Here is a 24944-nt window from a genome sequence, read left to right as displayed (position 1 = left end):
AAGCAAATTAAAACCAGAATTTTCTAGCGATTTTCTATTTTTTAATGTTTTCAATTGTTTTTGAAAATCTCAGAAAACGACTCAAATGAAAAGGAATTCAAAATATTGTATAATACTAGTAGAAAACTTACAGGAGATGCCTATGACTTCACTTGAAAACAAAGTGCTCCAATTCGCCAGTGGCGAAAACCGACTGAATCCCGATGAACTTCGTCAATATTTTGGCACCTACGCAGAACGTGTAGTCCTAGCTGTTCTATTGGAAAATGCTGAAAAGAAAACTGTCATTGACCATTTCCCACAGATTTTAAAAGACTTGCAAGCCATTTACCCGAATCTTAGTCTCAAGCTATCGCCAAAATTAGCTGACCAGATACAATTTACCTATATCAAAACGGCTCAAGCACTCAACATTTCAGCTACTATCGTGGACGAGGCCAAGGCTCATTCACCATACGGTCTTATTGTACATAGTAATCAAGCAGAAAACCTTGATAAAGTATTATTTTCAGAGCTCTATCCTGATATCCTTGCTCCTAAGGAGACTGAACCAGTCCTTGAAAAAAAGGGATTTTTTGCCAAACTATTTGGAAAATAAAAGCTGACTCTGCGTCAGCTTTTTCTTATATCACAATGTTTTACTGAGCTTGATGAGATTCCCAATATTGAGTCCTGTTCGATAGAGATTCTCCTTAGCAGCAACTAAAACTTGGTCTAAGTCTGCTACTTGTCCAATAATGGGAAAGGCAGCTGAAATGCCTGCTACTGGAAAATCAGGCAAGTCATCCTTCAGACTACCGCAGATAGCAATGACGGGAATAGCTGATGGTGTCCGCCTAGCCACCCCGACCGGTGCCTTACCAGACAAGGACTGGCTATCCATACGTCCTTCTCCTACTATAACCAAATCAGCAGACTTCACACGTTGGTCAAAATCAACACAATCAAGTACAAAGTCAATCCCTGATTTAATTTCTGCATCTGCAAAGGCCACTAGGCCTGCAGCCATGCCTCCCCCTGCTCCTGAACCAGCCAGTTTTAAAACTTCAGGAGCAAAGTTAGTGTAGAATTGTGACATATCTTGGTCAACTTTTTTAAATTGTGAAGAAGCCAGGCCCTTTTGTCCACCAAAAATATAGGTCGCTCCATGTTGACCACACAAGGGGTTATCTACGTCAGTAATCAGACGAATGGTTACACCAGACAAATCAACCTTATTTTTAGAGGATACCTTTTTAATGATACCAAGATTAGCACCTATTGGCTCAAGTTCCTGTCCCTCAGAATCATAAAAACGATAACCCAATCCATATGCCATACCAATACCACCATCATTGGTAGCAGATCCACCTACGCCTATAATAAACTCTCGGATGCCAGATTGAACCAAATCAACAATTAGTTCACCTACGCCTTGTGTCGTTAGAGCTAGAGGATTTCGTTTATCCTTAGGAATATGCTCCAAGCCACAAATCGCAGCCATTTCAAAAATGGCAGTCTGGCCATTGCTAGCAAAAGAAACACTTCCGTCACTTGTATAGGCATGAGGAATCTTGATACTTTTCTTCTCAAGATTTAGATTTTCAGCAAGAGCATCTAAGGTGCCTTCGCCACCATCACCTATTGGCATGAGGTCAAAATCAGCGTCGGGTAAGGCATTTTCAAAGCCTGATTTAAGAGCTAAGGCGACCTCTTTTGCAGACAAACTTTCCTTAAACGAATCAGGTGCAATCAAAATTCGCATGATGTCCTCCTTCTATTTTCCTTTTAGGTAAAGGGATAAAGCCTGAACTAACTCATCCGTCATATGCCGAGGACCTCGAACAGTTTTAATACCTAAATTCTTTAGTCTATCACTATCAAAGTCAGTGTCATTAAAAGTGTATAAGGGTTTAATCCGCATCAACTCCTTAATACTCTCCTCTTCACGATAACCTTGATTAGGGATATTCGCTTCTAAAACCTGACAGAGATAACGGATGGCCTTGGTAGGTGCCGTGATATAGATAGCCACGAAATCTCCCTTTTGCATACTAGCTTTCTGGGTCCAAAGAATCTCCTCATTTGCGGAAAACTCCTCCCCAATATCGTAGTATTTCAAATTTACTGGGATAATCCAATAATGAGGCTCCGAAGCCTTTCTAAGATGTTTTGGGGCCACTAGGGAGCGACTTTCACTAAGAAGCTCAAAAATGGTCTGGTCCGGCAAGGTCTCATCTAAAACAAGACTGACCCAGGTCTTCTTGGACATATGGTAGCTAGGAAAAACGCCATCCATTTTCAAGAGCTTATCCATTTGCTTCGGATTAACCTTGAGGTTAACCACATCATATGTTGATTCTGCCTTTTCTCCACCAAGCCCTAGTTTTTCTCCTTTAAGAGAAAAAAACAAGGCATACCATTTACCATCAACCCGAAAGGAAAGATAGTCTGGATATTTCTCAAAAGGATGATCAGCTTGGTCTGAAAATTCCTTAACTATAAAATTAGCCAGACGATTAGCTTGCGGAGATGTAAACAATTGATCATCATAACAAAACTTAGCTACTTGCGATAGGAGATCTCCATAAGCTTCTCTGACTTGACCAACGTAAGTTCCGGTAGCCTGAGGACTCCTAAAGATATCATAAGGCTCATCAAGATCACTATCGACAACCTGTCCTGTCAACTTACCTTCTAAATCAATGAATAGTCGAGCCTCAAGTCCTTCAGCTATCAGTGGTTTTCTGAGCTCGTAGCCTTTCTCACTAGTTATAAAACCAAAAGGTTCTAGGCTATCAGGTTTTAGGACTTTCTGTTTAAAATAAGCATCCTCAAAGGCCATTCATTCTCCCTTTTTCTAAAAAAGAGAAGTTGAGACAAACTGAGGTCCCAACTCCTTTTTATTTTGTTGACTGGCGTAAAGTTAGACCATGATTAAGAATAACGTCCTTATCTTCAAGTTCTTCCTTATGCATAATTTTAGTCAACATACGCATGCTAACTGCCCCTAAATCATAGAGAGGATGGTTTATACTAGAAAGGTTTGGACGTGTGTAGCTTGTAATCGGTGAATCATTGCTTGTGATGATTTCGAAATCTTCTGGAACTGATTTGCCTGCAGCAAAGAGGCCATTTAAGAGACCTGCAGCCAATTCATCTTCCCCAACATAGGCAGCAGTGGCACCAGAGTTCAAGACACGTTGTGCTAAATCAAAGCCGTCTTTATAGCTATATTTAGCTTCAAAGACAAGTCCTTCGTTGTAGCTCAAATTATTCTTTTCAAGTCCAGACTTATACCCAGCCAAACGTAGTTTGCCATTAATATCATCGATTAGTGGTCCTGATACAAAAGCAACCTTTTCATTATTTTTAGCAAGTTGCGTTACACAATCCTCAACGGCAGCTTTATAGTCGATGTTAACACTTGGTAATTGGTGTTCGAGATCAACTGTTCCTGCTAGAACAATCGGTGTACGGGTACGAGAGAATTCTGCACGGATTTTTTCTGTCAGATGGTGTCCCATAAAAATAATACCATCAACTTGTTTAGCAAATAGAGAATTAATGACTGTAACTTCATGATCGTCATTCTCATCACTGGAAGCAAGAACAATATTATACTTGTACATGGTTGCAATGTCATCAATACCTTTAGCTAGAGTAGCAAAATAGCTATTTGTAATATTTGGAATGACAACTCCTACAGTAGTTGTTTTTTTACTCGCCAAGCCACGCGCAACTGCATTTGGACGGTAATCCAAACGATCAATAACTTCGAGAACTTTTTTTCGGGTGTTTTCTTTTACGTTTTTGTTACCATTTACAACACGAGAAACAGTTGCCATCGATACTCCGGCTTCACGCGCAACATCGTAAATTGTGATTGTTTCATCAGTATTCATAAGAAACACTTCCTTTCTAAACTTAATGCACACTCTTTCATAATAATTGTAGCAAAATTTGAAAACACTTTCAATTGTTTTGACTGATTTTTTACAAAAAAATGAAAGGGATCCTCTTTTGATAGCTAAGGTAAAGAAAGCTATTTCAAATATTGGGCTATCATTTCGCGCTTCCATGATTATTCATCGCTTACAACCTATAAGATTAAAAAAACTCAACGAAAGCAAATGATTTAATGAAAAGCCAAAAACAGCTTGCATTTTCCTTATAAAAGTGACAGAATGAGTGTAAGAAATACAAAGGAGTTTTTTCTATGTCTAAACTTGATCGCATTCGTCATTTTTTGAATGAAAATAAATCAGGGCTAGCTATTGTTTCAGATCCTGTAACTGTCAATTATCTTACTGGTTTTGATTGTGACCCACATGAACGCCAAATGTTCCTCTTCGTCTACGAAAATCGTGAGCCTGCCCTCTTTGTTCCTGCTCTTGAGGTTGCACGTGCCTCTGCTGTACTCGACTTCCCAGTCTTTGGATATGTGGACTCTGAAAATCCATGGCAAAAAATCAAAACTGGTCTAGCAAGTACAGATAGCCCTATTATTTATGCAGAGTTTGACAATCTCAATGTGACTAAGTTCCAAGGATTGCAAACGGTCTTTGAAGGTCGCTTTGAAAACTTGACACCATTCATTCAAAAAATGCGCGTTATCAAGTCAGCTGATGAAATTCAAAAAATGATTGTTGCTGGTGATTATGCTGATAAAGCTGTTAATATCGGTTTCGACAATATCTCTCTCGACGTTACTGAAACAGATATCATTGCTCAAATCGAATTTGGCATGAAGAAAATCGGCATCAATCAAATGTCCTTTGAAACGATGGTTCTCACAGGCAACAATGCAGCAAACCCACATGGTATTCCAGGAACTAACCGCATTGAAAATGACAGCCTCCTCCTCTTCGACTTGGGTGTTGTTAGTCAAGGCTATGTTTCAGATATGACACGTACCGTAGCTGTTGGTCAACCTGACCAATTCAAGAAAGATATCTACAATATCTGTTTGGAAGCTCAACTCACTGCCCTTGATTTTATCAAACCAGGTGTAACTGCCAGCGAAGTCGATGCTGCAGCACGTAATGTTATTGAAAAAGCTGGTTACGGTGAATACTTCAACCACCGTCTGGGACATGGACTTGGTATGGATGTCCACGAGTTCCCTTCAATCATGGAAGGAAATGACTTGGTAATCGAAGAAGGAATGTGTTTCTCTGTTGAACCAGGTATTTACATTCCTGAAAAAGTTGGTGTTCGTATTGAGGACTGTGGTTATGTGACAAAAGATGGCTTTGAAGTCTTCACACACACACCAAAAGAATTGCTCTATTTTGATGTCTAATTAATAAACATGGGTCTTCAACTTAATTGAAGGCCTTTTTGTTTGTAGCCAAATAGAAAACACCAAAAAAGCTGACTCATAGAGAGTCAGCTTTTACTATTTTTCCTCATGCTCTTGTCTAAGATAGTCAAGTCCTTCTTCAATCCATCCTGGCATTGCTTCTGCCAAAGGTTTAAAGCCATAGTTCAAACGACTGTCTGAGAAACGATGACGATGAGGGATTTTATTTTTTTCCTCTTCAAGGGTTCTCAAAGAAAGACTGGCCTTTTGTGTAAATTCATCAAAATCAACAACTTGAACCAAGACCTCCTGGTCTACCTTGAGGGTATTGTAGATGTTGTCGATATAACCTGTCTTAATCTCTGAGATGTGAATCAAGCCTGTGGTACCATTTTCCAATGAAACAAAGGCACCGTAAGGCTTGATGCCTGTGATAACACCCCTAAGCTTGTCTCCAATTTTCATCTTAGTCTGCTACCTCAACTGTTTCAATCACAACATCTTCAAGTGGCTTATCTTGAGCTCCAACTTCAACATTGGCAATCTCATCAAGCACCTTGTAAGAGTCTTCATCCACCAATTGACCAAAGACTGTGTGACGACGGTCTAGGTGAGGTGTTCCACCATTTTCAGCATAAGCTTCTGCGATTGGTGCTGGCCAACCACCACGTTCGAGTTCCTTTTTAGCATAAGGAATTTCAGGCGTTTGAACAATGAAGAACTGGCTACCATTAGTATCTGGTCCAGCATTGGCCATAGAAAGCGCACCACGGAGGTTATAGAGCTCTTCAGAAAATTCATCCTGGAAGCTACCACCGAAGCTTGACTCACCACCCATACCAGTACCAGTTGGGTCACCACCTTGAATCATAAAGTCCTTGATAATACGGTGGAAAATCACACCGTCATAGTAGCCACTCTTGGCCAAATTGACAAAGTTAGTAACTGTTAACGGTGCATGATCAGGGAAAAGCTTGATGACCAAATCACCATGGTTTGTTTTAATTGTTACGACTGGACCTTCTACTGTATCCAAGTCAAGTTGTGGGAAATGAAGTTCTTTTTCTACCAATCCGAGTTCCTCCAAGGCATTGAAAATGCCATCTTCTTCTACTGTTCCTGTAACGTAATCTGCTTTTTCTTTCAGTTCCGGTGTGGCATTACCCATGGCAATCTTAAGTCCAACATAATCAAAGATTTCCATATCGTTTGGACCATCCCCAAACATCATAGCATTGACCGGTTTAAGGTTTTCGTGCTCCAAGACATGCTCGACACCAGATGCCTTTGAGATACCATTTGCTACGATGTCAGATGAGTGTTCATGCCAAGGTACCATACGGACATGGGCTGCGAGTTCTTCTGGTAACTCAAGCTCACCATCATTTTTTGCAAAAGTCCACATATGGTAAACATCGTTCGATAAGTGGAAGTCTGGCTCCACATCACAAATACCATAGACAGGCACCATAGCATCATCAATCAATTCTGAACGTTCTGAGACAACTGGCTTATCCTTACCAGCAAAACCCCAAGCAATCCCGATCTCTTTACACCAAGCAACAAAAGCTTCTGTAACCTCACGAGCTAGGGGCTGGTTATAAATTTCTTCCCCTTTTCGGTTAATCACATAAGTTCCATTGATGGTTACAAAATAATCGGGCTCTAGGTCTCGAATATCCTCAACGACACCATAGTAGCCACGTCCTGTGGCAACCCCCGTCAAAATTCCTTTTTCTTTAAGTCCTTTGAAAACAGCCTTGATAGATTCAGGAATGTAACCTGTCTTTTTGACACGAAGCGTATCGTCAATATCGAAAAAAACAATCTTGGTCTTCTTGGCCTTGTATTTTGTTTTTGCATCTACTGGCATCGCTAATCTCCTTTACAGTATCACGACCAGAGTTAGGTATACCTACTATCCTAACTAAAGACCGTATGATACTCCTATTATATCATTTCTTAAAGCTAAAAAGCAAAAAATCATCTAAGACCAGGTCAGTCTTAGATGATAGGTATTTTAACGGTTAACACTCTTGATAATACGTTTGATATCACGTTCTTGTTCACGACGTTTGATAGATTCACGTTTATCGTAATCGTGTTTCCCTTTGGCAATACCAAGCAATACCTTGGCAAAACCGTTTTTTAGGTATACCTTAAGAGGAACCAAGGTCATCCCTGTTCCCTTAAGGTCATTTTGAAGTTTGGTGATTTGCTTTTTCTTAAGCAATAATTTTCTCGTACGGTCTGGATCCTGATTCCAAATATTCCCCTGCTCAAAAGGAGCAATATGAACATTAATTAACCAGGCCTCACCATTCTTGATTTGGGCATAGCCATCTTTTAGTTGGATGCGTGCCGCACGAACGGATTTGATCTCCGTTCCTGTCAGTACGATACCTGCTTCGATAGTATCAACGATACTATAGTCATGTCTAGCCTTTTTATTCTGAGCAACAACATTGCCTTCACCCTTTGGCATAGCAGTCCCTCCATTCTCATCCTATTTTCGTTTTTTAGCAACGTCCTTGTAGAAAGGTTTGTTTCCTTTTTTCTTACGACGGCCACTCTCACGTCCCTTATTATCATTATGAGGACGGTTTTGATTTTTACGCTTATCTGGTTTCTTAGATGACTTACGCTTTTCATCATAAGACCCTTTATAACCACTACTATCTTGACGGTTACGCTTATCTCCACGTTTACCACGACCTTCGAAATCACCGTTTTGACGATCACGGCGTGGTCCTCTGTTACGGAAGGACTTAGCCTTCTCTTCACGTTCCTGACGAGCCTTGTGGTCTACTTTTTCAGTGACATCATACTCGCTTGGAAGGTATTGGAAGTCAATGTCTCCGGTTTCCTTATCCGCACGTGTTAACTTGACACGGATAGGCTGACCAACTCGGAAAGTCTTACCAGTTTTCTCACCTTGAAGTGTCATGGTACGTTCATTGTAATTGTAAAATTCTGGAAGGGTCGTGATGTGAACCAAACCTTCGATAGTGTTTGGCAATTCCACAAACATACCGAATTTAACCACACTTCCGACAATACCATCGAATTCTTGACCAACAAACTCTTCCATGTATTCTGCTTTTTTCATAGCTTCAACGACACGTTCAGCATCAATGGCACGACGTTCAAGAGTTGAAGATGATGTCGCTAACTCAGGAATAACCTCTTCAAAATGTTCACGCGTTTCTTGAGACATATTGTTGGTGTACTCACGAATCATTCGGTGAACCAAGAGGTCTGGGTAACGACGGATTGGACTAGTAAAGTGGGTATAGTACTGAGCCGCAAGTCCATAGTGTCCGTGATTGTGTTCTGAATAGCGGGCTTGTTGCATTGAACGAAGCAGCATCATGTTCATGACCTCTGCTCCAGGTTTGCCCTGAACTTTGGCCATAAACTCTTGCAAGTCTAGCTGATCCATCTTATTGGCAGTTCCTTTGATTTGAACACCAAAGATAGAAGCATAATCCATGAAGCGTTGCAATTTCTCAGCTTTTGGCTCTTCGTGGATACGGTAGATAAATGGCAACTTAGCCTTAGCGAAGTGCTCTGCCACACATTCATTGGCAGCCAACATGAAAGATTCAATCATTCGCTCGGCTGTTCCACGTTCACGCACTACGATATCCACTGGCATTCCCTTCTCATTAACCAAGATACGAGCTTCAGACGTATCAAAGTTAAGAGCACCACGACGCTCACGCATGTCTTCTAAAATCTTATGCAGTTCTGCCATAGCTGTTACAGAATCCATGATTGGCTTAAACTGCTCAATCTTTTCTGGATTTCCAGCCAACATCTCATTGACATCACTGTAGGTCATACGGAAGGTTGTATTAATCACAGATTGACAAATCTTATGATTAACCACCTTACCTTTTGGAGTAATCTCCATAATGGCTGACTGCGTCAAGCGATCAACATTGGGATTTAGTGAACAAATACCATTCGAAAGACGCTCAGGCAACATTGGTACCACGCGGTCTGTCACATAAACAGAAGTCCCACGTGCTACAGCCTCACGGTTAAGAGCAGAACCTTCTGTGACATAATAGGACACATCGGCAATATGAACACCAAGCTCAAAGTTACCATTTGGCAAACGTTTGATATGGACTGCATCATCTAAGTCCTTAGCATCAGCTCCATCAATGGTAAAAGTTACTTCTTGACGAAGGTCAACACGACCAACGAGGTCTTCCTGACTCGGTGCATCTGGGACAGCTTCTGCTTCCGCCATGACATCCTCTGGGAATTCTGAAACAATATCCATTGATTCCAAGACTTCCAAGACATCAATACCAGCATCCCCCTGATGACCAATAATGTCACGAACACTTCCTACGAAATAATCATAGTGACGGTTAGGGTATTTTTCAATATCAACCTTGATAATTTCAGTACCATCTAGGGCAACTGGTTCTTTCTTGATATAAATTGGCTGCTGAATTTTTTGATTTTTCGACTTAATGTAACCCGCATAAGGTTCTTTCTCGTCACTAAGGATAAATTTCCCTACAACAGTCTTAAGCGAACGTTCTACAATTTCAACAACTCGTGCTTCTGCTGCTGTCCCACGCAAACGATCTGATGGCTTCTTGATAACAACGGCAACAGTATCACCGTCAATGGCATGGCCAACATCATTACGACCAATGAACATATCATCTTCACTATCATCGACATGCAAGAAACCAAAACCGTTCTTATTGGCACGGAAGACACCTTCAACAGTCACCTGATTAGGATTTTCTTTCTTAGGACGCAAGGATACAGAGCCATCTCGGTTAAAACGCAACTGCCCCTTACTTTCCATGGCTGATATGGCCTTGATGAGCTGAGGGAACTTTTCTCCCCCAGCATGATTAAGAGTCTGGGCAATGTCGTTTACACTGGATTTCCCATGCTCCTTCAAATAATTTATAATAGATTCTTTCATGATTTCCTTTTCTTTTATTTATTGACTATAACGCAAAAAATGAGCCAACCTCAGTCAGCTCATTACTTACTTGAGAGAATGGAAAGGACGATTGCATCTACAATCCATAGAAAAACCATGATTCCTGTGAAGCGTTGCATAAAGGCTTCAAAACCACGTGGTTTACTACGTTCAAATAGTGCTTCTGACCCACCACCATCAAAGACATTGCTACTTGGATTTTTTTGTGGCTGCATGAATACCGCAATCACAATAATAGCTGACATCACCAAGAGCAGCGTTAATAATAAGTCGTACATAGTTATTCCTCCGAAAAAGTCCTTTTTATTCTACCATAGAACCCTTTAAGATTCAACATGTAAGGTTACTTTTCTATCCTTGGGGCAGAATTTGGGTACCTGAATTTTCTCAGGATGATTCTGTTTATTTTTACTTGTGAGATAGTTGATGCTCCCACATTCACTACACTTTAAATTGATTTTAACTCTCACCTATATTCTTGACTCCTAGCAATTTTCTAAAGATGATTAAGGACCAGACAAAATTTCCAAAGACGATCATTGCAGTCACAAAGAAGACCCAGCGATAACCTAGCCCTGTTGCAACTGCTGAACCAACAAAAGGACCTAAAACCTGTCCAATATATGAAAAGCTTTGATTAAAGCTAAATATTCTTGAGATTCCTTCTTTGGGTGTCATCTTGGTCAATAAAGAATTGACACTAGGCATCAGGGCACCCACTCCAAAGCCATAGGCAAAACGTAAGATACCCAGTTGCAAGGCTGAACCAGCAAAACCACAGAGGAAATACAAGAGAAAACTATAAAATAGCCCCATTAAAAGCAAGCGATGATTTCCAATACGGTCTCCCAATTTTCCCAGGAAAGGGGTACTTAAGAGACTAGAGAAGCCCATAGCAGAAACTATTAACCCTGAGTAAAAAAGGATATTGTCCCTCTGACCTAAATAACGAATGTAAAGGGCCAACATGGGCGCAATCGATTGGGCAGAAATCTGGATAATCATACTGGTCACAAACAGGCCAATTAACATAGATTTGCTGGGAATTTTTGCAAAAACCTGAGAAAGAGTCATCATCTCTCCCTTTTCGACAGGCTGGAAATCCTCTCGCAAACCAAAGATAGTTAAAAGACAGCAGATAAATAGAATGAGTCCAACCAACAAAAAGGTGCCCCTCATACCAAACGCCTCAGATAAGGTCCCACCTAACAAAGGGCCAATCAGAACACCTGCCGTTAGACCCGTAGATAAGGTCCCCAGGGCATAGCCAGAACGGTTCTGAGGAACTTGACTAGCAATTAAAGCTGTGGCATTTGGGACATAGCCCGCAAACAAACCATTCAGCGTTCTTAAGAAAAGCAGCCAGAAAACATTGGGGACTAAGGCAAGACCTCCCATTGTAAAAGTCATCACCATGCTAGCCCTAATCATCATAGGCTTTCGACCATAACGGTCAGCCAAGCGTCCCCAAATAGGGGAAACCAAGGCAGAGGCTAAGGCAGGGATGGCAACAGACAAGCCAGCATACCATTCGACCATATCTCCTTTGATACCCAGTTCCTCAATGTAGAGGGCCATGAAAGGCATAACAATGGAGAAACTAGCTCCAGTAAAAAAGGTTCCTATCCATGCAATTTTAAAGTTACGTTGCCAATCAGTACTTTTAAGCTCTTTTTGGCACAAATAATCATCTTCTTTCTAAAATTCACTATCCATTATATCACAATGGCTGGCTATGAGGAGCTCGTTAAATCATTTATTGCGCTCTTCACTTTCTCCTTCAAATCATCGAGACTACCGTTATTATCAAGAACCAAGCTGGCATAAGGCATTTTCTCAGCTAAAGACATCTGGCTATCAATACGCAGCTTAGCTTCCTCAACACTTAAGTGATTACGTTTCATCAAGCGTTGGCACTGGACCTCCGGTGACACTGCCACCAACCAAATCTGATCAAACCAGTCCTGATACCCATTTTCAATAAGCAAGGGAATATCCATGAAAAAAACATCTTCTTCCTTGGCCAAACGATCCCTTTGAGTTGCTAGTTCCTCTCGAATAATTGTTCCTTGAATCTCAGCAGACCGCTGTCTCATCTCCTCATTGGAAAAAATCAGTTGCCCTAGTTTAGGACGATTCAATTCTCCATTAGGAAGGAGAATCCCCTCTCCCAACCAATCAAGTAAGGCACGGTACAGACGGCCCCCTTGGGCCTGCATGTCGTGTACAAGCTGATCAGCATCAATGACCTTGTAACCTGCCTCTTTAATCATTTCAGCAACAGTAGATTTTCCTGAAGCAATACCACCTGTTAACCCAATAATCATCGTTTCTGACAATAAGGACACAAATGTGTTCCTCTCCCTCCTAACTTGATTTTCTCAATTGTGCTTGCGCAGCGTGGACAAGGTTGTCCCGTCTTTCCGTAAACCTGCAAATAGTTCTGCATGGTCCCATCCTCACCAAGGGCATTACGATAAGTCCTTATGGTTGAGCCACCTTTTTCAATGCCTAGCTGTAAAATAGCAATCGTTTGATCATGGACCCGTTTCATAGCTGCCTTGCTGAGTTTCTTTGCTGGCGTCTCAGGATGAACCTTGGCTGCCCAAAGCACCTCATCAACGTAGATATTTCCTAGACCGGCCACTAATTTCTGCTCCAAGAGGAGACTTTTAATGGGCTTGGCAGAGGTCATCAAGGCTCTCTCAAACGGTGCATATTTAAAGGTCTTCTTGGTGGGCTCAGGACCAAGCTTTTTCCTTGTAAAATAGGCCTCCTCTTGATTTTTAGCCAATAAATCAAAGGTCCCAAACTTGCGGACATCCTGATAAACAAGGGTCGACCCATCATCTAAGGTAAAGAAAAGATGGAAATGCTTATTAGCAGGAACCTGATTTGTAAACAAGAGGTATTTTCCTTCCATGCGCAAGTGGGAAATCATAATCAATTGTCCAAAGTCAAAAATCAAGTACTTACCCCTACGTCGCATGGCTTGAATAGTTTGGCCAGCTAAGTCATTCAGAAAATTATCGTAGGAAGTCTTGATCATTTTCGGAACCTTAACTTCAACAGACACAATGGTCCGACCTACTACCAATCTTTCTAACCCTCGTCTAACAGTTTCTACCTCAGGTAACTCAGGCATCTGCTCCTCCTTCTAACAAGAAAGCCGAGCAAATGCCCAGCTTTTTAATATTCTTTTTCATTGTAACCAAAATCGGCCAAATCAAGTTTTTTATCTCGCCAATTTTTCTTAACCTTAACCCAGGTTTCAAGGAAGACCTTATCCCCTAGCATAACTTCAATATCTTTACGGGCAAGGGTACCAATTTTCTTGAGCATAGCACCCTTTTTACCGATGACAATACCTTTTTGGCTATCACGCTCAACCATGATGGTCGCACGAATGTGAACTTTATCAGTCTCTTCATCACGTTTCATAGAATCAATGACAACAGCAACTGAGTGCGGAATTTCTTCACGCGTTAACTGTAGGACTTTTTCACGAATCATCTCAGAGACCAAGAAACGCTCTGGATGGTCTGTGATTTGATCCGATGGGAAATACTGGAAACCGTCCTCAAGATTATCACTCAAAATATCTACAAGGTGGGAAACATTATTTCCTTGGAGAGCTGAGATTGGAATAATCTCCTTGAAATCCATTTGTTTACGGAAATCATCAATCTGCTCAAGGAGCTGATCTGGATGGACCTTATCAATCTTATTAACCACCAATATAACCGGAACCTTGGCTTGCTTAAGACGTTCGATAATCATGTCATCACCCTTACCACGCGGCTCATCAGCTGGAACCATGAAGAGAACTGTATCCACTTCACGAAGGGTTGAATAAGCAGATTCCACCATGAAATCTCCAAGTGCTGTCTTGGGCTTGTGAATACCCGGTGTATCGATAAAAACAATCTGTTCTTTTTCTGTTGTGTAAATCCCCATAATTTTGTTACGGGTTGTTTGAGCCTTATCACTCATGATAGCAATTTTTTGCCCCATAACATGGTTCAAAAAAGTTGATTTTCCTACATTAGGTCGACCAAGAATGGCCACAAATCCTGATTTAAATGTCATATATCTTCTTTCTATTTTTTAGTTAAAAATCAAATTCCAAATTTTAGGTATGAAAACAATCATACCAGTAATGAGTGCGTAACAAGAGACAACCAAGACCGCTCCTGCAGCCATATCCTTAGCATTTTTAGCTAACATAGAAAAGTGATAATTACTGGCCAAATCAACAACATTTTCAATGGCAGAATTAACAATCTCTAGGGCAATTACTAGAAAAACTGCCTGCAGAAGAAAGAGCCATTCTGTCGCAGACACACGAAAAATCAAGCCAGCCAATACCACTAAGATAGCTGATACCAAATGTTTACGCATGTTGCGTTCTTCTTTAATGGCCGTTATTATCCCTGTCAGAGCAAACTCAAAACTGGCCGTAAATTCTCTGTTTTTCCACTTTTTTTGTGGGTTATTGTCGCGTAAGTCCATAAGCAGTCAAAATTTCTTCCTGTAATCCAAACATTTCCGCTTCTTCTTCTGGGGTGTAGTGATCATACCCGTTGATATGAAGAAATCCGTGAACAGCCAAAAAGCCCATCTCACGCTCGTAGCTATGTCCATATTCCTCAGCTTGTTCGCGAGCCTTATCAATAGAAATAAAGAGTTCGCCGATATAACTATCAAACTCCCCCATCATTTCAGCCAATTCGGGATTTTCAGCCAAATCTTCTTCATCAAAGGTAATATCTAACTCCGGCTTATACTCCAAACTAATAACATCGGTTGGACGATCCGTATCACGATACTCCAAATTCAATTCGTGACTACGTTCGTTAGTTACAAATGTAACCGCCATTTCCTTGTCTTCCTTGCCAAGTTTTTGAGCTGCAAAATCAAGTAATTCCAAGGTTTGTTTTTTTATTTCTTCTGAGACTTGTCCAGTCTCATCAATCATTTCAACGTACATAGCATGCTTTTTCGGAACAGTTGAGCCTACTTAAAGGACAGAGCCGTTCCCTTCCTTTCCCTAACAAATTAGCTTTTTATTACGAATACTAAATTGCATTCAATACTTTCATCGAGTGATTTCAGTACAATATCAATCAATTCATTATATCACAAGGGCACAGAAAAAGCAGACTTGAGCCTAATTGTCTGCTTTTTGTATAGTAGCTATGAGAATCGCTTCCTAATCGATATTATCTCTAAGACGTTGAATATGAATGGTTAAATAGACTTGTTCGTCTAAACTAAGTTCAAAAGCATAACTTGACTTGATGTAGATGACAATCTTTTGGGTACAAATAAAAGATTCCGGGTAGTTAACCTTAACTTGTTCATATAGAAAAGCATCGTTTTTACCACCACTAACCCCACTCACAATACGTTGTGCTAGATATTGGAGATGGGTAATAAAACGGTTATAAGAAAAACTTTCCTCCTCTAAATCACAACCAAAATGAAGACGGATAATCTCACTAATGCCAACCACAATTTGAGTTAGCTGTCGGTCTTTTTCATGGAGACCCGTATCCTTTTGTGCATTGACAAAGTGCAAAGCGACAGAAGCTGACTCATCATCTGCCAATTCAACCTCTAAATCATTGGCAATCAAACGAAGAGCTTGTTTTCCAATTTCATACTCCCGAGGGTAAAATTTTCGAATTTCCCAGGCCAAAGGGTTTTGCAGGAATATGCCTTCTCTACTGCGTTCAATAGCATAATGAAGGTGGTCTGCAAGAGCGATAAAAAAAGAGGGTTCAAACTTGGTTTGCAGGACAGCTTCAGCAAAAGTAATGATATTCAAAAAAACCTGCATTTCACCATCAGACAAATCTACATACACACGAGTCCATTCGGCCTCTGTCTCCGGATTTTCCAAGACAAAGGTCTTTTCAATCTTCTCTTTATCAACCGTCTCTCCTACCTTCTTTTGAAAGCCTAGTCCCTTACCCATAACAATATATTCCACATCATTATCCGTAGCTTGGACAACATTGTTATTTAAAATTTTTTCAATTTGCATCATGATTCCTCATCATTTAAGCCTTTCTTTTATTTTAACAAATTTTTAATGAGAAACCTAATTACAATAAACAAAAAGTGCTGGCTATACCAACACTTTTTTCTACAGTTCTGTTCGATTTTCGATGGCCCTTAGCAAGGTTACTTCATCAGCGTACTCAATGTCAGAACCAACAGCCAACCCACGCGCTAGGCGGGTCACCTTGATACCTGCAGGTTTGAGGACACGTGAAATATACATAGATGTTGCCTCACCATCTGCTGTTGCATTAGTGGCAATGATGACCTCGTCAACCTCGCTATCCATAAGACGGGTAATCAAACTCTTTAAATTAATATCATCTGGTCCAACACCATTCATAGGGGAGATAAGCCCTTGAAGCACATGGTAGAGACCTCGGTATTCCTGAATCTTTTCCATAGCAGAAACATCTTTGGAGTCTTCAACAACCAAAATCTTAGTACGGTCTCTAGTTTCATCCATACAAATATTACATGGGTCATCATCTGTTAAGCGACCACAAACCGAACAATAAGTCAATTCACGTTTTGCTGCTAAAAGATTTTTTGCAAAATCATTGACATCTTCATCAGACATGTTAATAGTATAGAAAGCCAGACGTGTCGCCGTCTTAGCCCCAATTCCTGGAAGTTTTGAAAAACTATCAATCAGTTTAGCAATTGGAGTAGGGTAAAGCATGAAGGCCTCCATTTCTTTTATTTTTCTCAATTCATATCTTAAAGAACAAATACTCAAACACTATATCACAGAAAAATCCCTCGTGCAAGGCACAAGAGACTTTAGATGTTTAGTGAGTATTTTGATAAAGTTCCATAATAGCTTTGACTGCATTTTGATGGGCCCCACTCTTCCCATCTAGAGCATGTGGGTACATAATCCCAACTGCCAACTTCGTACCATCTTTGGCGGTCGCATAGGCCACAGCATTAAGGTTAACTGTCGTTACTGAATTTCCTGAACCATCTGTTGCATAAGTTTCGGCTGTCCCTGTTTTACCACTAATTGGAATAATAGAACTTGCCATGGCTTTACCGGTTGCAAGACTAGAACCTGAATTGACCACGTCATTAAACCCTTGTTGGATAATCCCTAATTGCTCAGAATCTAAGGATAAGTTGTTAAGGACACGTGTGTCTACAGTTGAAGATAAAGTTCCTAGACTACCATTTTCACCAGCATCATAGATACCTCCGACGATGTGAGGCGCTACACGTTTTCCACCATTTGCGATTGAAGCAACATACTGAGCCAACTGGATAGTTGTATAAGAGTCATATTGTCCAAAAGCCTCTGTCAAGACATTGGCTACATTATAATTCTTGGAAATGTAACCTTCTGATTCTCCAGGTAAATCAAGTCCCGTAGACACACCCATACCAAATTCAGCATAGGTATCACGAAGCGTCGTCATCGCCTTTTCCATATTATCAGTCGACAAGGACATCCCTGGAACATACTGTTGCCCAAGAAGTTTGATAGCAATCTGAACCATATAGGTATTTGAGGAATATTCTAAGGCCTGAGTTGCGGTAATGGCACGACTACCTTTCTCTGTAAACCAAGAGGTAATTGAGGGCGAACCAGCAATATTAATAGGTTGGTCAGTTAATACCTGGTCCCCATAGATAGCACCCGAGCGCCAACCTGCGGTTAAAGTAGCCCCCTTAACTACAGAACCTGGAATAAAGACATCGGTGATTGTCCCTAAGGCATCAGCCTTAAAATCCTGTGCCCCTTGCTCGTGTTTTTGTCCTGCCATAGCAAGGACAGCACCAGTATCCGCATTCATAACTACTGCGTACATACCTTCAGAATAAGTCGCTTTATTCTCTGAAATCTCTGAAGAAAGTTGTTGGCCAAGGATATCTTCAACTCCCTTTTGGAAATCAAGGTCGATGGTCAACTGCAGGTTGTTTCCCTTGCTACCTTTCTGAGTGATTTTATCACTATCAACCTGACCTTCCTTGTCCACAGTAATCTCACGAATAGTATGTTTTCCTTGGAGCTTCTCTTCGTACTCTTTTTCCAAATAAGAGGTACCCACACGGTCATTTAGGGCATAGCCTTTTTTAAGATAATCCTTAGCATCCTCCTGAGGCAGTCCTGCTTCTGAACTTGAAACCCTACCGATAAGAGGGGACAAGGCCGAATCAGACGTGTGACGTTCCCAATCCTTAGCAACTGTAATTCCGTTAAGTTCCTTCTGCTTGGCTGCCACAATCGCAATCTGATCAGGGGTCAAGTCCGCCGTTTTCAGTGTGACTGTTGAGAAATTAGAAACAGCATTCATCTGAGAATAAATGTAGACTATCTTTAGCTCGTCCTCAGAATAATCAACAGCTTCATCAGGAACCGCATCAATAGCATTATTGTAGATAGTAGCTTCAGCTAATTTATTACCAAATTTATCTGTTTTCTTGTTGTTTGGAAGATCATTAACAACACGCTTATAAGTGGCAGAATCTGCTAAATAAAAGTCACGTTTCTGTCGATCGGTCACCTTGGTCTCTGTCAGAGTCACCATGGTCGCCAACTTTTCAGCGACCTTCTTCATCGTATCTGATGACACCAAATTGCTACGTGTGAAGGTAATAACGTCCTTACTCTGGTTAGTCGTGAGGGCAACCCCTTTAGCATCAAAGATTTGTCCACGTTCGCTTGCAATCCTAACCGTATACTTGGAGTTATCCTCTAATTTTTTAGTATAAAACGATTTGTTATAAACCTGCATATAGGTCAAACGCGCAAAAAGTAACAAAAAAAGAACAAAAACGACACCAAAAAGCAAGTAAACACGACGCGAGATGTTTACTGGCTTTCTAGGTTTATTCGCTCGTTTTTCTTTTCGCTTCTGAAGCCGTATTTTCCATTTTTGACTATTTTTTTCCCAAAATGATGTCACTTTGTTTCCTCTATGTTCTTATAAGAATTTTCTTATATTTTATCACAAATTATCTTCAGCAAACTTAAAAAAATATCGAAATTTAAAAAAACTTGCCTCAATTTGAGACATGTTTTCAGATTTATAATGACAATTTTTTCATCCAGCTAGGAATAGCCTTGCTGATGCGAGTCGGTAAAACCACATAAGCATTTTCAGCGAGATTATATGCAATAGCTGAGTGAAGCCAGACTGCAACTGTAACTGCTTTATAGGAGCCAATTGAGGCGAATTGGGCCAGAAAACCAGTAATCATACCAGCCAAGGTATCTCCCATTCCTCCCGTTGCCATATAGGGCCCACCGACCTCTATATGGGCTACTTCTGCTCCTTGATAAACAGCTGTCTTATGACTCTTGGCAACTAGAATTGTCCCACTTTGAAACTCTTCTAAGGCTCTTTGAGTATTGGAAACCGACTGCTCTGAAATAGCTAAACCAGACAGTCTTTCCCATTCCTTTTGATGGGGAGTAAGTATAAGGTGACACTCTGGCAAACTGCTCTTTTTTTTGTGTGCCAACAGATTAAGAGCAGAACCATCAACAACCAAGTTCTGGTTTGACCTAATATTTGCCAAGACCAAATCCAAGGCTCGACCAGCCGTCTCCTCCTCACCTAGGCCAGAACCGATTAATACCACATCAGCTGCCCTAAGATTATCAAGAAATCTTTCCGTCTCCCTTAGGTCAAAGGCCATAGCTTCAGGAAGGTGAGCATGAAGGGCTGTGATATTGTCACGATCTGTAGCAACTGTAACCAAACCTGCACCACTGTTGACACAGGCAATAGCAGCCATAATGATGGCACCACCATAAGGATAAAGTCCACCAACCAAAAGCACTCGACCATAAGAGCCCTTGTGAGACTCTCTCAATCTAGGTCTTATCACTTGCCTAACTAAATCGTCATCAACTTCCATAAGCTATCCTTTCGAACTACGAAGAGCAGCTTGATAGGTCTGTTCCATCAGCATGGTAATAGTCATAGGACCTACACCACCTGGGACAGGAGTGATCATGCCAACCTTCTCTTTCACTTGATCAAAATCAACATCGCCACAGAGTTTACCTTCTTCATCGCGGTTGATTCCTACATCAATGACAACCGCACCCTCTTTGACAAATTCTTCTGTGACAAATTTTGCACGGCCAATAGCCACAATCAAAACGTCGGCCTTGTTACAAACTTTAGCCAAATGTGGTGTACGTGAGTGGGTCAAAGTAACTGTGGCGTTTTTCTCCAAGAGAAGCTGAGCCATAGGTTTACCAACAATGTTACTACGTCCGATAATAACCGCTGTCTTACCTTCCAATTCAACATTGTACTCACGAAGAATTTCCATAATCCCAGCCGGTGTACAAGGTACCATTTGACGACGACCATTCCAAAGATTACCAGTATTCATAGGATGGAAACCATCGACATCTTTTTTAGGATCAATAGCCAAAAGAATACGCATTTCATTAATATGATTTGGCAATGGCAACTGAACCAAGATACCATGGAAAATCGGATCTTGATTGTACTTCTCAATAACCTCAATCAATTCTTCCTCGCTGATACTCTCAGAAAGATTGACCGTCTTACTGTGGAAACCAGCCTTTTTAGCAGCACGTTCCTTATTACGCACATAAACTTGACTAGCAGGGTTGTCTCCGACCATAATCACCACGAGTCCTGGAACAATCCATTCCTTTTCTTTTAGACGTGCTACCTTTTCTTGTAATTGATCCTGCATTTTAACAGCTAGGGCCTTACCATCCATTATAATCGCCATGGGTGTTCTCCAATACATACTTTTTTTCAATTATACCATAGGGAGGCCTCTTTGTGACTCAATTTTCAAAATTTTCAAAAAGACATTTAAAATGAAACACAAAAAGCTGGGAATTTGTCCCAACTTCGTCTGATTATTCTTCGTAATTAATCTACAAAAATTTTGCTGACTCCCTCCTCAATAACTCTTAAGGTCTTTTGCTGGAATTTACCACTTTCATACATGTGCACCCATTAGTGAAACAAGAACTGAATCACGGTAGTTCTTAGCTATTCTTCTAGCAATATTAGGATGAGTCATCTTATTCTTACAAGAACAGGGCACGAAATGTTACTAAAATTCATGTAAATCGCCTTGGTCTTATCAAATCAATGAAGGGGCATCCGAGTGTAATATCCGACTCAGGCACTAGTGTAACAAAGACTTGTTCTTTTAAAGATTCCTCCTGCTCATTCATACAATACTTGAAAAAATTCTTTTTTTATAAGGCGGAATGGCTTTTTCCCATAAGCACCAACGTAAAAAGTGTTTACCGAAACAAGCTAGCATAGTTGAATAAAAGGCAAAAATATCAGCTGTCAGAGCAGATCACATGAGAATCATACCAGCAATTTCTGTCTTTTCAGCAACCATCATGCCACCAGACAACCTAAAGAGTGTCCCAAAATAATCGGTGGCTGATTTAAACTTTCGATCAAAGCCACCAAATCATCTCGATAATCCTGCAAAGTTACGGTACCAACTTTAGTCAGACAGCCTTGATATGGTAAGTCATGGTAACGAAAGCTAGGTGTATGCACCGTATACTCCATCTGACGGAGACCTGTCGCAAATTCTCCCCAAATATTATCAGCACACCAGGTCTCATGAATTAGGACACTCTCTCTGTTCAAACCCATTTCTTTCATTTCGCCTTTATTAAGTCACGCTAGATTCTTTAAATGTTATCATATCACACTTTCTCTTAGGAAACCTTTATACATTCCTCACAATTGTAAGAAAAAAATGACCCCTTATACAAATAAAAGCTCATTTTCTTATATTCCATTAGTGATTAGCTTTATGCATTTCTTCTTTGACTGGACAAGAGCACTCGCAATCGCCACAAGAACCTTTTCCTTTGATATAGTGGCGGATGCCAAGACCGGCCAAAGCAAAAATAATGAAGGCAATAATAAACGTAGACATAACAATTCCTCCTAAACCTAAATATGGGCTTCTTGAAGATTATCCAAGCTAATGATTTGATCCTTAATCTGACGTGGTTTACGAACAACAAAGTAAATCATAGTAACTAAAAGTAAGAAAGCAACAAAAGTCCAAATTGTCATTGACTTGCCGTACAGGATAACTTGGCCAAACTGGTAAAGGATTAAACTCACACAATAAGCTAGGCCTGTTTGGAAACCGATAGCACCAACCGTCCATTTAATATTGGCCATTTCACGCTTAATAGCTCCAATAGCCGCAAAACAGGGTGCACAAAGCAAGTTAAAAATCAAGAAGGAATAGGCAGCTAAAGAAGAATAATCTGCTTGCAAAGCCGTAGCCAAACCAGATTCACTACTGTTATGATAGAGAATTCCGAAGGTGGCAACAACTGTTTCCTTGGCAGCTAAACCTGTAAGAGCCGCAACTGTTGCCTTCCAATTTCCAAAACCAAGAGGTGCAAAAATCCAAGACAATCCTTTACCCAAAGTCGCTAAGATACTCACTTCCGTATCAACGGTCTGTAACATAAAGTTGTAGTTGGACATGAACCAAATCAGGACAGTCAAACTGAAAATAATTGTTCCCGCACGTTTGACAAAACTCATAGCCTTACCAAAGGCATAACGCAAGACTGACATGGCTTTAGGCCAGTGGTAGGCAGGCAATTCCATAATAAACGGACTGGTTAAACCACCCAAAAAACTCGTCTTTTTGAGGGCAATACCTGATAGGATAATGGCAGCCATCCCAATAAAATAGGTACTTGGTGCTACTAAAGAATTACTAGGGAAGAAAGCTCCAGCAATCAAAGCGATAATTTCCAACTTTGCCGAACACGGCATGAAGGTCGCCGTCATAATGGTAATGCGACGGTCCCTTTCATTTTCAATGGTTCGACTAGACATAACTGCTGGAACCCCACAACCTGTCGAAATCAACATGGGAATAAAGGATTTTCCAGAAAGTCCAAAACGACGGAAAATACGGTCCATAACAAAGGCAATACGACTCATATATCCAATGTCCTCAAGCACACCCAAACAGATAAAGAGCACAAAAATTTGAGGAAGGAAACCTAGTACTGTCCCAATCCCAGCAACAATCCCATCAACAATCAAAGACTTAAGCCAGTCCTGAACTTGAAGATAGTCAAGACCAGAAGTTACCAAATCTGGAACATACTTACCAAAAAGCACATCGTTAGCCCAGTCTGTCCACATGGTTCCAACAGTCTGAATAGATAAGAAATAAACCAAATACATAACTGCTGCGAAAATTGGCAAGGCCAAAATACGGTTGGTGACAATTCTATCAATCTTATCTGACAAGGTCAGGGCAAAATCTTCTGTATGACTTTGAGCCATCTGGCAAACACGTTCAATAAAGGCATAACGCTCATTAATGACAATTGACTCCGCATCTTCTGTGAAAATTTCCTCAGTGATACGAATGATATCTTTGATTTCTTTTCGTTGAAATGGGGACAAGTCTAGCTCAGCCTCAACTAAAGCATCATGTTCAAAGAGTTTAATGGCATAAAAACGAGCAGACCTTTGCGGCACCGAATTTCCCAAGACTTCCAAGATTTGTGAGATAGCAGCTTCTAATTTATCATCATAAATTGGAAAGGCAATATCACCGACTGTAGAAGTCGTCGTATGGGACGCCTTTTTCACGACCTGATCCACACCAGTTTGCTTGAGAGCACTAGTAGCTACTACTGGCACGCCTAGATGGTAAGATAATTTATCAATATTAATCTGTTTTCCCTGAGCCTCTAAAACATCACTCATGTTAAGCGCTAAAGTGACTGGAATACCTGTCTCAATCAACTGCGTTGTCAGATAAAGGTTACGCTCCAAATTTGTCACATCGACTACATTTAAAATACTGTTGGCCCTTTGGCTCAACAAATAGTCACGCGCCACCTTTTCTTCAGGGCTATAGGGTGACATTGAGTAAATCCCTGGTAAATCCTGGATTTCTAAATCCTTATTCTTTTTGACCAGACCACTTTTTCGTTCGACAGTAACACCCGGCCAGTTACCAACACGCTGATTGTTCCCTGTTATCAGGTTGAATAAACTGGTTTTACCACTATTAGGATTACCTATTAATGCAATTTCTGTCATTTTTCCTCTCCCTCGTCCAGCATGACCACACTAATCATTTGCGCTTCCGACTTGCGTAGAGTTAATTCATACCCTCTCAAGCTAATTTCTAGAGGATCTCCCAAAGGAGCTACCTTACGCAACAAGACTCGAGTACGCTTTGTAATTCCCATATCCATAAGACGTCGTTTGGTTTCATTTGCTGAAAAAATATCAGTAACGATAGCCGAACGTCCAACTGGTAATTCAGAAAGAGGTATCTTTTCCTGATCTTCCTCTGCAGGTGCCAAATCAATCTTATCCAGAATCGAAGCATCAAAGGCTAAGCGACTCCCCTTAACGATAATAATAGCACTGTTCTTGGTCTTAGTTACCACCTCAATCGTTTCACCGGCAGCCAACCCTAGGTTAGATAAGTGTAAAAGACTATCCTTAGGGAGGTTAATGCCAAGAATCCGGTAAGGCGTTTTTAAGGCCGCATCATATATGAGCATATTTCTTGACCTACTTTATTATTTTTGATATGGCATCATTATAGCATATTTATCCATCTTTTCCGCAATATTAT

26 protein-coding genes are annotated in these 24944 nt (G+C 40.7%); 2 read left to right on the top strand and 24 right to left on the bottom strand.

Annotation, left to right across the window (positions count from 1 at the left end; genetic code table 11):
• Positions 1 to 142 precede the first annotated feature (142 nt).
• Positions 143 to 598 (top strand): YueI family protein, encoded by a 456-nt coding sequence (locus RDY04_RS00510; RefSeq protein ID WP_303952669.1) that lies wholly within the window; start codon positions 143 to 145, stop codon positions 596 to 598.
• Between the two features lie 30 nt (positions 599 to 628).
• On the opposite strand, the gene RDY04_RS00505 is transcribed toward RDY04_RS00510, so the two are convergent.
• Genes RDY04_RS00505 through ccpA form a run of 3 tightly spaced genes read right to left on the bottom strand, consistent with a single transcriptional unit; the run spans position 629 to position 3884 of the window.
• Positions 629 to 1744: a glycerate kinase gene (locus RDY04_RS00505; RefSeq protein ID WP_303952667.1), complete on the bottom strand. Its 1116-nt coding sequence runs from the start codon at positions 1742 to 1744 to the stop codon at positions 629 to 631.
• Positions 1745 to 1756: 12 nt separating this feature from the next.
• Positions 1757 to 2824, bottom strand: a complete 1068-nt coding sequence (locus RDY04_RS00500) for an MmcQ/YjbR family DNA-binding protein (RefSeq protein ID WP_303952666.1) — start codon at positions 2822 to 2824, stop codon at positions 1757 to 1759.
• 58 nt (positions 2825 to 2882) lie between these two features.
• A complete protein-coding gene (gene ccpA, locus RDY04_RS00495; protein WP_303952664.1) occupies positions 2883 to 3884 on the bottom strand; it encodes a catabolite control protein A in 1002 nt (333 codons plus the stop codon).
• Positions 3885 to 4198: 314 nt separating this feature from the next.
• Here ccpA and RDY04_RS00490 point away from each other — a divergent pair, with 314 nt between their 5' ends.
• Complete coding sequence (locus tag RDY04_RS00490) at positions 4199 to 5284, top strand: Xaa-Pro peptidase family protein (protein WP_303952661.1); 1086 nt, start codon at positions 4199 to 4201, stop codon at positions 5282 to 5284.
• Positions 5285 to 5380: 96 nt separating this feature from the next.
• Here the strand turns inward: RDY04_RS00490 and RDY04_RS00485 are convergent, their stop codons facing one another.
• The 21 genes from RDY04_RS00485 to RDY04_RS00385 form a co-directional block, all read right to left on the bottom strand.
• The gene (locus RDY04_RS00485; RefSeq protein WP_002886108.1) at positions 5381 to 5749 is read right to left on the bottom strand and encodes a S1 RNA-binding domain-containing protein; all 369 of its coding nucleotides are present in this window, start codon (positions 5747 to 5749) and stop codon (positions 5381 to 5383) included.
• 1 nt (position 5750) lies between these two features.
• Positions 5751 to 7157 (bottom strand): Cof-type HAD-IIB family hydrolase, encoded by a 1407-nt coding sequence (locus tag RDY04_RS00480; protein WP_303952659.1) that lies wholly within the window; start codon positions 7155 to 7157, stop codon positions 5751 to 5753.
• A 147-nt stretch (positions 7158 to 7304) separates the two neighbouring features.
• Entirely contained in the window at positions 7305 to 7769 is a 465-nt protein-coding gene (smpB, locus tag RDY04_RS00475; RefSeq protein WP_002885905.1) for an SsrA-binding protein SmpB, read from the bottom strand.
• 21 nt (positions 7770 to 7790) lie between these two features.
• Entirely contained in the window at positions 7791 to 10244 is a 2454-nt protein-coding gene (rnr, locus tag RDY04_RS00470; RefSeq protein ID WP_303952657.1) for a ribonuclease R, read from the bottom strand.
• 62 nt (positions 10245 to 10306) lie between these two features.
• A complete protein-coding gene (secG, locus tag RDY04_RS00465) occupies positions 10307 to 10543 on the bottom strand; it encodes a preprotein translocase subunit SecG (RefSeq protein ID WP_002886135.1) in 237 nt (78 codons plus the stop codon).
• 45 nt (positions 10544 to 10588) lie between these two features.
• Positions 10589 to 10735, bottom strand: a complete 147-nt coding sequence (gene rpmG, locus RDY04_RS00460) for a 50S ribosomal protein L33 (RefSeq protein ID WP_002890443.1) — start codon at positions 10733 to 10735, stop codon at positions 10589 to 10591.
• Positions 10725 to 11948 (bottom strand): multidrug efflux MFS transporter, encoded by a 1224-nt coding sequence (locus RDY04_RS00455; RefSeq protein WP_303952653.1) that lies wholly within the window; start codon positions 11946 to 11948, stop codon positions 10725 to 10727. The genes rpmG and RDY04_RS00455 overlap by 11 nt, the downstream gene beginning before the upstream one ends.
• A gap of 50 nt (positions 11949 to 11998) precedes the next feature.
• Positions 11999 to 12592, bottom strand: a complete 594-nt coding sequence (coaE, locus tag RDY04_RS00450) for a dephospho-CoA kinase (protein WP_303953213.1) — start codon at positions 12590 to 12592, stop codon at positions 11999 to 12001.
• Positions 12589 to 13410, bottom strand: a complete 822-nt coding sequence (mutM, locus tag RDY04_RS00445) for a DNA-formamidopyrimidine glycosylase (protein ID WP_303952651.1) — start codon at positions 13408 to 13410, stop codon at positions 12589 to 12591. Before mutM ends, coaE begins: the two co-directional genes overlap by 4 nt.
• Before the next feature lie 44 nt (positions 13411 to 13454).
• Positions 13455 to 14354, bottom strand: coding sequence for a GTPase Era (gene era, locus RDY04_RS00440; protein ID WP_303952649.1), 900 nt, complete (start codon positions 14352 to 14354; stop codon positions 13455 to 13457).
• Positions 14355 to 14372: 18 nt separating this feature from the next.
• The gene (locus RDY04_RS00435) at positions 14373 to 14777 is read right to left on the bottom strand and encodes a diacylglycerol kinase family protein (RefSeq protein ID WP_295496621.1); all 405 of its coding nucleotides are present in this window, start codon (positions 14775 to 14777) and stop codon (positions 14373 to 14375) included.
• Positions 14758 to 15255, bottom strand: a complete 498-nt coding sequence (gene ybeY / locus RDY04_RS00430) for an rRNA maturation RNase YbeY (RefSeq protein WP_048787858.1) — start codon at positions 15253 to 15255, stop codon at positions 14758 to 14760. Before ybeY ends, RDY04_RS00435 begins: the two co-directional genes overlap by 20 nt.
• A 222-nt stretch (positions 15256 to 15477) precedes the next feature.
• Positions 15478 to 16314 (bottom strand): BglG family transcription antiterminator LicT, encoded by an 837-nt coding sequence (gene licT / locus RDY04_RS00425; protein ID WP_303953210.1) that lies wholly within the window; start codon positions 16312 to 16314, stop codon positions 15478 to 15480.
• Positions 16315 to 16416: 102 nt separating this feature from the next.
• Positions 16417 to 17013, bottom strand: a complete 597-nt coding sequence (recR, locus tag RDY04_RS00420) for a recombination mediator RecR (RefSeq protein ID WP_003094128.1) — start codon at positions 17011 to 17013, stop codon at positions 16417 to 16419.
• Between the two features lie 109 nt (positions 17014 to 17122).
• Positions 17123 to 19237: a penicillin-binding protein PBP2B gene (pbp2b, locus tag RDY04_RS00415; RefSeq protein WP_303952647.1), complete on the bottom strand. Its 2115-nt coding sequence runs from the start codon at positions 19235 to 19237 to the stop codon at positions 17123 to 17125.
• A 121-nt stretch (positions 19238 to 19358) separates the two neighbouring features.
• Entirely contained in the window at positions 19359 to 20195 is an 837-nt protein-coding gene (locus tag RDY04_RS00410; protein WP_303952645.1) for an NAD(P)H-hydrate dehydratase, read from the bottom strand.
• Positions 20196 to 20198: 3 nt separating this feature from the next.
• Entirely contained in the window at positions 20199 to 21053 is an 855-nt protein-coding gene (locus RDY04_RS00405) for a bifunctional methylenetetrahydrofolate dehydrogenase/methenyltetrahydrofolate cyclohydrolase (protein ID WP_303952643.1), read from the bottom strand.
• A gap of 632 nt (positions 21054 to 21685) precedes the next feature.
• Positions 21686 to 21961 carry an alpha/beta fold hydrolase gene (locus RDY04_RS00400; protein ID WP_303952641.1) on the bottom strand — a complete coding sequence of 92 codons (276 nt, stop codon included), beginning with the start codon at positions 21959 to 21961 and terminating at the stop codon, positions 21686 to 21688.
• 139 nt (positions 21962 to 22100) lie between these two features.
• Positions 22101 to 22241: a FeoB-associated Cys-rich membrane protein gene (locus tag RDY04_RS00395; RefSeq protein WP_003094518.1), complete on the bottom strand. Its 141-nt coding sequence runs from the start codon at positions 22239 to 22241 to the stop codon at positions 22101 to 22103.
• 17 nt (positions 22242 to 22258) lie between these two features.
• Positions 22259 to 24397: a ferrous iron transport protein B gene (feoB, locus tag RDY04_RS00390; RefSeq protein ID WP_303952638.1), complete on the bottom strand. Its 2139-nt coding sequence runs from the start codon at positions 24395 to 24397 to the stop codon at positions 22259 to 22261.
• Positions 24394 to 24870: a ferrous iron transport protein A gene (locus RDY04_RS00385; protein ID WP_037599232.1), complete on the bottom strand. Its 477-nt coding sequence runs from the start codon at positions 24868 to 24870 to the stop codon at positions 24394 to 24396. Before RDY04_RS00385 ends, feoB begins: the two co-directional genes overlap by 4 nt.
• Positions 24871 to 24944: the final 74 nt, after the last annotated feature.

Source organism: uncultured Streptococcus sp. (genome assembly GCF_902463925.1).
Classification (GTDB): domain Bacteria; phylum Bacillota; class Bacilli; order Lactobacillales; family Streptococcaceae; genus Streptococcus.
The sequence above is the reverse complement of the archived record's forward strand: the minus strand, read 5'-3'. Positions and strand labels throughout refer to the sequence as shown.